This is a genomic window from Bradyrhizobium erythrophlei (assembly GCF_900129505.1).
Taxonomy (GTDB): domain Bacteria; phylum Pseudomonadota; class Alphaproteobacteria; order Rhizobiales; family Xanthobacteraceae; genus Bradyrhizobium; species Bradyrhizobium erythrophlei_D.
Genome location: NZ_LT670818.1, coordinates 4,862,575 through 4,873,914 on the forward strand (window position 1 = coordinate 4,862,575; position 11,340 = coordinate 4,873,914).

Consider the following 11,340-nt stretch of genomic DNA (forward strand, 5'->3'; position numbering starts at 1 on the left):
CTTGGAAACTATCACCAGCAAACGCGAACCAGGCCGTCTGGGCCTCGAACGCCGTTGCGGCCATCATGACCTTATCAATGAAGCTCGCCGAGCAGGGCCTTGGCCTGTCGCAGGTCGCTCGTGTCAAAACCTTCGGTGAACCAATCGTAGATGGGGGCGAGAAGGTCACGTGCCGCTTGCCGTTTTCCCTGATCGCTCAAGAGCCGCGCCAGGCTCATGGCGGCGCGCAATTCCCATGATTTTGCCTGCTGTGCTCGCGCAACGGTCAGGGAATGCTCGAAATACGCGTGTGCTTTCGCCACGTCCCGCTGCGGCGACTTGAGCGCGATTTCACCGGCAACGCGATGGGCCTCAGCCTCGCACCACCTTTCCTTGGTTGCTTGCATCGCCGTCATTGCCTTGTCGATGCAGCGCCAGGCATCATCGAACTGCCCCGAATCTGCATGTGCGATTGCCAGCATGAACTCGTGCTCCGGCGTAAATATTGTCGACCCGGCCGACCGCCACAAATCAATGCCGGACGTGACCATCTCGACTGCCTTGGTGGCTTTTCCCGTGAGGGTCAGGACATAGCCCTGCCGCAACACCCCTTCCGCCTTTCGGAACGGGGCACCTTTCTCCTCCGCCAGGATGACAAGTTCTTTGAGACGCTCGTTTGCCGCATCGTAATTCCCGCAGTAGGTATTGATAAGAATAGGGAAATTCAGCGTAAACATCAAAGTCGCGGCATGTTCAATCTGGCGCGCTTCCATTAGCGCGCGGTCTGCATCCCTGAGCGCAGCCTCGGGATAACCGAGCAGCCAAAAGAGCATTGAACGGAACCCCAGGCACGTCACCCGGAGGTCCTGGCCAAATCGCGTCATCAATCGCCGGTGTTCGGCGGCGCGGTAAAGGGCGAGCGCTTCGTTGTAGTGGACTCCGGCCTCGACGAGGTCCCCCATAAACGCGAGCGTGCTCCCCATGGTGCGGTGTCCAACCATGAGCGGTACCGTCCCCTCCTTCTCGCCAAGGGCCAGAAAGCGCGCTGCGAGCTCTCGCGCAATGTCGCCATCGAAGCTTATGAAATTGACGATCCACTGGCCAAAGAGGGCTGAGAGCAGCAACGAAGAGTCATCGGGAGTTTCTCCGAGCCGTTCGGCTTGCTCGATCAACGCTCTCACCTGAGCCACAGCAGCCTTGGTTTCGGGCGCGCCATATCCTTTGACATGCATGAGCGTGTTCAGGAGCGCGACTTGCAAAATGATCTGCTCGCGCCGCAGGTCGGACGTGCTGGGCAAGGTTGCGATTTGCGCCAGGGCGTGGCCAAGTTGTTCTGCGGCTTCGACCAGCGCCGAACGTTCCTGCGAGCGCTGTCCCGCCTTGCCCCACAGGTGCGCTGACTTCTCGATCAGGTCGGCCTTTGTGTAGTGACGCGCCAGCAGCTCGGGCTGGCTCTCGGCGATTTCTGCGAACTGACTTTCGAGGATCTCGGCGATGCGCGCATGCAGCACGCGCCTGGGCTCCCGCAGCAGCGTACTGTAGGCTGCGTCCTGCACCAGCGCATGCTTGAACAGGTAGCTCGCATAAGGCGGGGTGCCTTGTCGAAACAACAAGCCCGCGGCAATGAGCCGATCGAGGTCGGCGTCCAATTCTGCCTCCGGCTTGCGTACGAGCGCAGCCAGCAACATGTGGGGAAATTCCCGGCCGATCGCCGCGCCGACCTGCGCCACGTCCTTCGCCGGGCCGAGCCGGTCGAGTCGCGACATCAGCGAAGCCTGCAGGCTCGCCGGAACCGCCACGACAGGTCTTGGTGCCCCTGCGAAGGCCCGCTGCGCTTCACTCTCACCCTCCGCATCCAGCACCGCCTTGGTCATCTTCTCGACGAACAGTGGAATGCCATCGGTGCGCTCGATGATGTCCTGGCGGACGCCCGCCGGCAGCGATCGGTTGCCGATGACTCCCTCGATCAGGAAATGGATGTCGCGCCGCGCCAGCCGATTGAGGGTCAGCGCCGTCACGTGCGGCCGTCCGATCCAGGGCGGGCTGAACTCCGGCCTGAAAGTAACAAGGATCAAGAGCCGGTGGCTCACGGCCAGGTCCACCGCCCGGGCGAACAATTCGAGGCTGGTTGGATCGGTCCAATGCGCATCTTCGAAAATCATCAGCACGGGGTTGATCCGCGACAGCGCCTCGATGTGCGAACCAAGAGCTTGCAGCGTTTTCTGACGACGGAGCTGCGGCTCAACTTCAACCGGAGGGTAGCGTCCATCGTTGGGCAGCGACAGCATTTCGGCAAACAGCGCCGCATCCTGGGGCGGCGTCGAGCTTTGCGTCAGCAGCGCGTCAAGCTTGTTCGCTTTCGCTTGCGGGCTGTCATCGTGAGCAAAGCCAGCGGCGCGCATCATCTCGCCGATAACCGGATAGAGCGCGCTGTCGGTATGCTGCGGCGAGCAGAAGTACCGCAGGCGCATGTGCGGCTCGCGAGCAAGCTGTTCCAACAGCGCGACGATGAGCCGTGATTTGCCGATCCCCGCTTCACCGGAAAGCAGCACCACCTGACCTTCGCCGATCTTGGCCCGCGACCATCGCCGAAGCAGCAACTCAAGTTCTTCCTCCCGCCCGACAAGGGAGATCACGGTCCCCTCACGCAGCGCCTCAAATCGGCTTTCGACCGAACTCGGCCGTACCGCCGCCCATGCGCGCACCGAGCCGGTGATTCCCTTGAGGTCTTTGGCCCCAAGGTCCTGCAGTTCGAACAGATTTCCGAGCAGTCTGCGCGTGCCCTCGGCGATGACCACCGTGTTGGGCGCCGCGATACCCTCCAGCCGTGCAGCCAGATTCGGAGTCTCGCCGATAATGCCACGCTCCTGCGCCTCGCCCGCGCCGATGAGATCGCCGACCACGACCAAACCGGTCGCTATGCCCACACGAGCTTGCAGAACAACGGGCTCCTTGAGCGCTGCGAGTCTCGCGATCAAGTCCAGTCCAGCCCGTACCGCGCGTTCTGCATCATCCTCGTGCGCCTGTGGATAGCCGAAATAGGCGAGCACGCCGTCGCCCATGTATTTTGCCACGAACCCGTCGAAGCGCTGCACTGTCTCCGTCACACACTTCTGGTAAGTTGAAATGATGTCTCGTAAATCCTCGGGATCCATGCGTGCCGACAGTTCCGTTGAGCCGACCAGGTCGACGAACATGACGGTGACCTGACGGCGCTCCGCGGCGTCCGGGGCCTTCGGCGCCATTGAAACAGCAGAGGGTTCGGGTGCGGCCTGCGCCGCGGCCGTCGGCTCGCCGATGGCTGCAAGGATTTTCCGCCGGTGCCCGAGCGGAATGCCGATATCCTTCAGGTCCTGGTCAGTCAGATGGGGGAGTACGGCGAGGTCAATTTCATTTTCGGCAAAACGCTGTGCGTATTGCCCAAGACCAAGTCGCTCAAGCCAGTAGGCAATCTCCTGCACATCGCCTCCGCGGTTTACAGGCCCCTTACTCAGCAGGATGGATAGCTTATACTTTTTGCGCGACAAAGGCAGGCGGTTTCGCGCATTGCAGCGCATGTCCGTGAAGGGGCAAAAGCTGACTCTGACGGGAGGTCCGGTTCTGGCGCAAAGCTGACTACCGGACGGGGGAGCGCGCTTCCGTTCGCGCACGGCATCTGGCTTCCGGTGGCGCGCACGCCTACAGCGCGGTCGGAAGTTACCCCAGGATCATCCTGGCCGACCAATCATCGTGCGTTGTATTCCCACCGTTCCAACGCGGCGCATCGCTCTCACGCCCGACGCACGTCCCGAATGTCCGATCACGACACGCGCCCGCTTTTTGCCCACAGGAACGACAGTCACCATCATGGCGCGCAATCTGCGCCGCAAGCGCAGGTAAACCCGTCAATATGACGATCGAAACCACAAACAATTTGGCTATCTTTTTGAGACGCATCTTGATCCTTCCTTCTATGAGGCAAAGATTGCCCGGGCCGTCTTTCAGGAGAGGTGCCGCAATTGCGACCGGGCGAGCCGAAGCAACCAGTCCGGATGGCTGAGAGTTGTCCGATAGGCAGCATCGGCTTTTGGCACACGCAAAGCAGGACTCACATTCCAGTCTTGATATTGCCGAACCCGTAAATTTTAAGCCGCGTTCCGAACGCCGAATGTGAACCGGCCCACACTTTGTTGAAATTGTTTCGGCTGGTCCACTACTGCGATCCGGCGACTGGTGTGGCCATCATGGATTTCGTTTCCGGCCGGCCGCTTTCGAAAATCGAACGACTCTGAAAATCTCGCAGAATTCGATCTTTATACCAATGGCCCCAAACACTGACTCATTTTTGGGATTCCCAAATCAGGGAAACTCTGACTCGATGCTGGCTCTTGAGAGAGGAGCGGCATCGATGGGAGCGGCGGTATCGATCACCCGGCTTGATCTGACGGCTTCGGAGCTTCGCAAGGCGGCGAGCGGGGAGAAGGACGGTGCGGCGGCGCGGCGGATACTGGCGCTTGCGCTGGTGCTCGACGGTTTGGACCGCAAGATGGCGGCCGAAACCTGCGGCATGAATCGTCAGACCTTGCGGGACTGGGTGCATCGTTACAACGCCGAGGGACTGGCCGGGCTACGCAATCTCAAATCGCCAGGCCCCGGATCGAAGCTCACGGCGCGGCAGCAGGCCGAATTGGCCGAGCTTGTCGAGGCCGGCCCCGATCCGGCGCGGCACGGAGTGGTGCGTTGGCGGCGGATCGATCTGCGCGACGAATTGCAGCGGCGCTTCGGTGTCGCGCTCCACGAGCGTTCGGTCGGGAAGGTTCTGGCCAAGCTCGGTTACCGCAGGCTGTCGGTAAGGCCCCGCCACCCGCAGGCCGACGAAAAAGCCCAGGAGGCGTTTAAAAAAACTTCGCCACGACAGTCACGGCGCAGCTCCCCGACCACGCCAAAGACAAGCCGATCGAAATCTGGTTCCAAGACGAGGCCCGGATCGGCCAGCAGGGCACGCTAACCCGCGTCTGGGCCAAGCGTGGAACGAGGCCCCGCGCCCCGCGCGACCAACGCTACGACTGGGCCTATCTGTTCGGCGCCGCCTGTCCGCAACGTCGCGTCGCCGCAGGCCTGGTCATGCCGGCGGCGAACGCCGAGACCATGTCGCTGCATCTCATCGCCATCGGCCGCATGGTCGCCACAGGTAGCCACGCCGCCCTCGTCCTCGACGGCGCGGGCTATCACATCGCTGCCGCACTCACCATCCCCGACAACGTCACCCTCGTGCACTTGCCGGCCTACGCCCCTGAACTCAATCCAATCGAAAACGTCTGGGAATATCTGCGCGGCAACAAACTCGCGATCACCGTCTTCGACGACTACGACGACATCGTCGATAAAGCCTGCGCAGCATGGAACTTCTTCGCAGACGATCCAAATCGATCATGGGCAACGGTCAATCCTTAGGGCCGTTGGTATTAGACGTCTCTACAGTTATATAGCTCGCTAGGGCCGACACGAAGGTCCAGCGTCGTTCTTGGATTGAACCATGTAGTCACTCACGCCGCCGCGCACGAAACGCGTCAGCGGTCCTGAAAATTTCGTTCGCCAGCCAATAAGGACTTTTTCAACACTATCTGCCAACAGCGGACTAACGCGCGATGAGCGCAGCGGTGTCGCCAGCAGCGCTTGCGAGATTTACGCCTATCCTCGTGCAAGATCGAGCAGCCGATCCCTCTCGGGATTCTGCGGTCGCGCGCGCCCTGCGCCCCTCCGGCCTCTATACGTGGCAATCGCTATCATTATCCATGTTGCGTGGAATGCCAGTCCGGCCAGTAGGACGAATTGACCGGGAATGGGCCCAATCGCTGCTCGCATCCAGAACTCCTGCAGTGAGGCGACCGGCACCGGATGGATGAGCAGTTTCCCGAGGTAGGCGGTCACCTGGATTGCGAAAATCCAGCTGTAGTTGTGGCGGAGCCTGCGACCCACGGCTTCAGCATATGTAATATGGAGGTTGGGGGCTCGGTAATCCTGGTAGAGAATCTCGTTCCAGCCATTCTCGACCTGGACACCATGGCCACGAAGAATTGGACCGAAGAAATACACTTCGAGGACATGCGCGCGCATGCGCCAAAAATCGAAGAAGCGGTAACGCCGGGCCTCGATGTACAGGAAGGTAGTAACCAAAAGTCCTACGAGTACTAACGGCAGAGGGGACGCGGATTCGCTGCTAAACGTGAGTGACAGTGCAATACCAGTTGTAAGGACCGCCCAATTGGTCGTTGTATCGAGGCGTGTACGCCAGACCGTGCTACGATACAGCTCCCCGCGATAGAGGTGCGACAACGCTGTGATATCAGCTGGGTTGAATGCAGATTGCTTACCTTCGATGTTGCTTTCACTCATCGTTTTGACCCCTTGCGCTTATACCATTCACTACCCCAACACATGCTGCTTGGCGATGTTCTATTATGAACTCATTTCACGTCGTCGGTCTCGATAAATTCGGCGTAATCGTGCTGCGACAGAAATGGTCGCGCGGCCAGGTCGAAGCACGGTTTTGCGCTTAGGAGTCCACGCCCTAACCAGGCCGTTGAGTCTCGAACGCCGCCAGCGCCTGCAGCAACAATTGCGGTGCTTCCTGCGCCACGCAGTGGCCGACACCGTCGAAGGTCCACTGGCTCGCGGCCGGAATCAAGGCGACGGCCCGCGCGGCCATCTCCTTGTAGATGGCCCAGGAATTTTCCGCGGTCGCGACGCGCACGGGACAGTCGATTCCGGCGAGCGAAGCAAAGGGATTGCCGCGTTCGTCGCCGGCATAGACCTGCTCCATCGCCTCGAAGATCGGTCCCAGCATCGCCGCTTCGATGTCCGGCCGGCACAACAGCCGCACCCGGCCGTCGGGCTGCGTCTCGAAGCCGTGCCGCACATAGGACCAGAGCGCATCCTCCGACCACGTTGCAAACGCCGGCGCCGCGCGATAGCGCGTGAACGCCGCGGTGGCGCTGTCGAAATCGGGCTGGCGGCGCAGCGTTCCCTGCACATAAGGCTGCGCCCGTGTCGCTCAAGCCGGCACCGTCAGCGCGAGCCGTGCGTGGATCCATGATTGTCGGCTCCATCACGAACAGGCGCGAGAAGCGCGCCGGCATGAGCCTGGCGGCGAGCAGCAGATCGGTGGCGCCGGCGCTGTGTCCGACGCCGAAGACATTTTTAAGCGTGAGCGTTTCGACCACGGAGCAGACGTCCGACGCAAAATCCAGAAAATGATAACGGTCGGCGGAAGGCTTGTGGCTGGCGCCGTGGCCGCGGCGGTCGATGCCATAGACATTATATCTGGAGGAAAGCTCACGCGCTATCTCGTCCCAGACCTCCGCGACGAAGCCGGTGCCGTGCACCAGCAGCGCCGGCGGCTTGCCCGAAAGAGCATCACCCCATCGCGCGACCGCGATGCGGCCGCCGTCCTGTTCGACCCAGATGCGATGCCGGTCCGTCATCTCAGGCGCTGCTCTCCACATTACGGACCATTTGATTTATCTGACGCGTTTTCTCGGCGCAAACCGGTCTCAACTCGCTCGAAAACGCGATCGTAAACGACCCGACGGGCAAATCAGCAAAAACCTGTCCAGCCCCGCCGCGAAAAATATTCTGATTTTCAGAAGACCCAAATCACTTTATATCTGCAGCCGTCCCGTCCCACTCCGAGGGGCGTTTCGCGATCGTCACGAATGCGGGTCGGGATGCGGTGGACGCTGATGTGCCTTTGACGAACGGCACCTGAGGCGGACGGCAAAATCGTGTGGTCCTGACGCCTCGACGCTGGCGTCAAGTTCTTGAGAAGCAAGCTTCTCAGGGATGACGGTGACAAGAAAGCCCGATCGCCGGGGAGAGTACGACATAAGCCGTAAACCATTGCGCGGGGAATGCCGGACGTTTCCGGTGTGACCTGACTAACGCGTGTGCGTTCTACCACTACCGTTTGCACACGCGGCTATCGGGCGCATCGGACGCCCGGCATTCCCTGCGCCCTCTGAACGGAGAGGGCGGAACGAGCAGGCAAGACTCGCGCGAAATGCGCGGCGAGATCGCGAAGGTGTGTGTTGCCGTCATTGCGAGCGCAGCGAAGCTTTGGCCCCACGAAGAAAGAATGGATTGCTTCGCTTCGCTCGCAATGACGATCTCAAAGACCCGTAGCACACCTCCAATGTCATCGTCCGCGAAGGCGGACGATCCAGTAGTCCAGAGAAGCCCGCGATTCAACCGAGAGGCCGCGGCGTACTGGATACCCGCCTTCGCGGGTATGACGACCGGTGCGTCACTTCCCATCCTCCAGAATCATCGCCGCACCTTTTTCCGCGATCATCGCGGTCGGGGTGTTGGTATTGCCCGAGGTGATCGTCGGCATCACCGACGCGTCGGCGACGCGAAGGCCGGCGATGCCGTAAAAACGCAGCCGGTCGTCGACCACGGCGGAGGGATCGCTGGCGGTGCCCATCTTCGCGGTGCCGACGGGATGGAAGATCGTGGTGCCGATGTCGCCGGCGGCTTTTGCCAGCGAGGCATCGTCGTCGCCGACGGAGGGGCCGGGCAGGTATTCCTGGGGATGATACGGCTCGAGCGCCTTCTGTTTCATCAGCCGCCGCGTGGTGCGGATGGCATCGGCGGCGACCTGGCGGTCCTCGCCGGTCGACAAATAATTCGGCGCGATCGCGGGCGCCTCGGCGGGCTCAGTGGAGCGGATGCGCACGGTGCCGCGCGAGGTCGGCTGCAAATTGCAGGCGCTGACCGTGATCGCGGGGAAAACGGTGCAGGGGATCGCCGAACTTGTCGAGCGAAAGGGGTTGCACGTGGAACTGGATGTTGGCGCGCTCGCGATGGGGGTCGGAGCGGGTGAAAATCCCGAGTTGCGACGGCGCCATGGTCAGGGGCCCGCGGCGGCGGAACGCGTAGTCGAGGCCCATCAGGCCGCGCCGCACCAGCGAGTAATAGGTCTCGTTGAGGGTGCGGACACCCTCGACCTTGTAGATCGCGCGCTGCTGCAGATGGTCCTGCAGATTGCGCCCGACGCCCGGCCGGTCGAGCACGGTGTCGATGCCGAGCGGCGCCAGCCAGTCGGCGGGCCCGATGCCGGAGCGGTGCAGCACCTGGATCGATCCGATCGAGCCGGCGCACAGGATCACTTCGCCTTTGGCGCGTGCCTCCACCGGTTCGCCGCCCTGCATGAAAACCACCCCGACGGCGCGGCCGTCCTCGACGATCAGGCGGTCGACCAGCACGTTTTTTTCCAGCCGCAGATTAGGGCGGCTGAGGGCGGGCTTGAGGAAACCGCGCGCCGACGACCAGCGGCGGCCGCGCTTCTGGTTGACGTGGAAATAGCCTGTCCCCTCGTTGTCGCCGGTGTTGAAATCCGCAATGCGCCGGATCCCCATCTGTTCGGCGGCGTCGCCGACCGCATCCAGGATCGCCCAGGACAGCCGCGCCGCCTCGATCCGCCAGCCGCCGCCCGTGCCGTGGTGGGCGCTTTCCCCGAGAAAATGATCCTCAAGTCGCCGGAACGCGGGCAGCACGTCGTCATAGCCCCAGCCCGTAAGCCCAAGCTGGCGCCAGTGGTCGTAGTCCGCGGCTTGTCCCCGCATCGAGATCATGGCGTTGATGGCCGAGGAGCCGCCGATCACCTTGCCACGGGGATAGGCCAGCGAGCGGCCGTTGAGGCCAGCTTCCGGCTCGGTCCGGAACATCCAGTCCGAGCGGGGATTGCCGATGGCGAAGAGGTAGCCGACCGGGATGTGAAACCAGATCCAGTTGTCGTCGCCGCCGGCCTCCAGGATCAGCACGCGGTTTTTGGGGTCGGCCGACAGCCGGTTGGCGACGATGCAGCCGGCGGTGCCCGCGCCAACGACGATATAGTCGAAATCACCCTCGAGCCGTCTTGCAAGCCGTTTTGGCATTTTCTCGGTTGCCGCCCCTAAGTGCCGGTAATTACGACCGTCATGCCCCGCTTCAAGCCGGCCATCCACAGCTTTCTTGACTTAATCAGTCAGACCTGGACGGCCGGCGCAAGCGTTCGGGGACATGGCCGACATCCGTTCGGGGACATGGCTGACACATGGCTGGCCCCTTGGCCGGGGTGTTGGGTGGATCACGGACGCGTGCTAGAGATGACAAGAGCTTGCAACCATAACCGAGAATTCCCAATGCCCATCGTCAACCGCGTCGCCGATCTGCAACCCGATATCCAGGCCTGGCGCCGGGATATCCACCAGCACCCCGAGCTGCTGTATGACGTGCACCGCACCGCGGCTTTCGTGGCGGAGCGCCTGCGGGAATTCGGCTGCGACGAGGTTGCCACCGGCCTCGGCCGCACCGGCGTCGTCGGGGTCATCAAGGGCCGCAAGCCGGCCAATGGCGGCGGCGTCAAGGTGATCGGGCTTCGCGCCGACATGGATGCGCTGCCGGTCGAGGAGGAGACGAACCTTCCTTACGCCTCCAGGACGCCGGGCAAGATGCACGCCTGCGGCCATGACGGGCATACCGCGATGCTGCTGGGCGCGGCCCGCTATCTCGCGGAGACCCGGAATTTCGCCGGCGACGCGGTCGTGATCTTCCAGCCCGCCGAGGAGGGCGGCGCCGGAGCCGCAGCGATGATCAAGGACGGGCTGATGGAACGCTTCGCCATCGACCAGGTCTACGGCATGCATAACGGCCCGGGCATTCCGGTCGGCTCGTTCGCGATTCGCACCGGCCCGATCATGGCGGCGACGGACGCGATCGATATCAGGATCGAAGGGCTTGGCGGCCACGCCGCGCGCCCGCACAAATGCATCGATTCCGTGCTGGTCGGCGCGCAGTTGATCACCGCATTGCAGTCGATTGTGTCGCGCAGCGTCGATCCCCTGGACTCCGCCGTCATCTCGATGTGCGAGTTCCATGCCGGCAATGCCCGCAACGTCATTCCGCAGACGGCGGAACTCAAGGGCACGGTGCGCACCCTGACGGAGGAAGTGCGCTCGCTGGTCGAGAAACGCGTGCATGAGGTCGTTGCCGGTGTGGCGCAGATCACCGGCGCCAAGATCGATCTGGTCTACGAACGCGGTTATCCCGTGACGGTCAATCATGCCTCGCAGACCGATCTCGCAACCGAGGTGGCCAAGGAGATCGCGGGCGAAGGCAACGTTCACGAGACCCCGCCCTTGATGGGAGCGGAGGATTTCGCCTACATGCTGGAGGCGCGGCCGGGCGCCTTTATTTTCTGCGGCAACGGCGACAGCGCCGGGCTGCATCACCCCGCCTACAATTTCAACGACGAGGCGATCGTTTACGGCACCTCGTACTGGATCAAGCTGGTCGAGAACACGCTGGCGGCGTGAGGCCGCTGCGGGCTTCCGGCAAACAAAA

5 protein-coding genes and 2 pseudogenes are annotated in these 11,340 nt (G+C 62.3%); 2 read left to right on the top strand and 5 right to left on the bottom strand.

The genetic code is table 11. From position 1 onward, the window contains the following. Positions 1-74 precede the first annotated feature (74 nt). Positions 75-3,440 (bottom strand): adenylate/guanylate cyclase domain-containing protein, encoded by a 3,366-nt coding sequence (locus tag B5525_RS22455; protein ID WP_172899941.1) that lies wholly within the window; start codon positions 3,438-3,440, stop codon positions 75-77. A 926-nt stretch (positions 3,441-4,366) separates the two neighbouring features. Here B5525_RS22455 and B5525_RS46445 point away from each other — a divergent pair. After that, positions 4,367-5,412 (top strand): IS630 family transposase gene (locus B5525_RS46445; RefSeq protein WP_425305208.1). Its coding sequence is split into 2 segments (ribosomal slippage): positions 4,367-4,856 and positions 4,856-5,412, totalling 1,047 coding nucleotides; the frame shifts between segments, so codons are not numbered across the junction. 237 nt (positions 5,413-5,649) lie between these two features. Here B5525_RS46445 and B5525_RS22465 read toward each other — a convergent pair. The 4 genes and pseudogenes from B5525_RS22465 to B5525_RS22480 all read right to left on the bottom strand — a co-directional run bounded on the left by B5525_RS22465 (position 5,650) and on the right by B5525_RS22480 (position 9,893). Beyond that, entirely contained in the window at positions 5,650-6,354 is a 705-nt protein-coding gene (locus B5525_RS22465; protein WP_079567961.1) for a DUF2270 domain-containing protein, read from the bottom strand. Between the two features lie 175 nt (positions 6,355-6,529). Beyond that, positions 6,530-6,991: an alpha/beta fold hydrolase gene (locus B5525_RS46450; protein WP_244568136.1), complete on the bottom strand. Its 462-nt coding sequence runs from the start codon at positions 6,989-6,991 to the stop codon at positions 6,530-6,532. Beyond that, positions 6,930-7,463 (bottom strand): annotated as a pseudogene (locus tag B5525_RS46455) (alpha/beta fold hydrolase); the annotation flags it as partial. The pseudogene B5525_RS46455 and the gene B5525_RS46450, both read right to left, overlap by 62 nt. A 797-nt stretch (positions 7,464-8,260) precedes the next feature. After that, positions 8,261-9,893 (bottom strand): annotated as a pseudogene (locus tag B5525_RS22480) (GMC family oxidoreductase). A 246-nt stretch (positions 9,894-10,139) separates the two neighbouring features. Between B5525_RS22480 and B5525_RS22485 the strand changes: the two are divergent. Then, entirely contained in the window at positions 10,140-11,312 is a 1,173-nt protein-coding gene (locus B5525_RS22485; protein ID WP_079567963.1) for a M20 aminoacylase family protein, read from the top strand. The last annotated feature ends 28 nt before the right edge of the window (positions 11,313-11,340 follow it).

Coding starts and splice junctions, on each gene's coding strand:
- B5525_RS22465 (WP_079567961.1), bottom strand. CDS start 6,354: ATGAGTGAAAGCAACATCGAAGGTAAGCAATCTGCATTCAACCCAGCT.
- B5525_RS22485 (WP_079567963.1), top strand. CDS start 10,140: ATGCCCATCGTCAACCGCGTCGCCGATCTGCAACCCGATATCCAGGCC.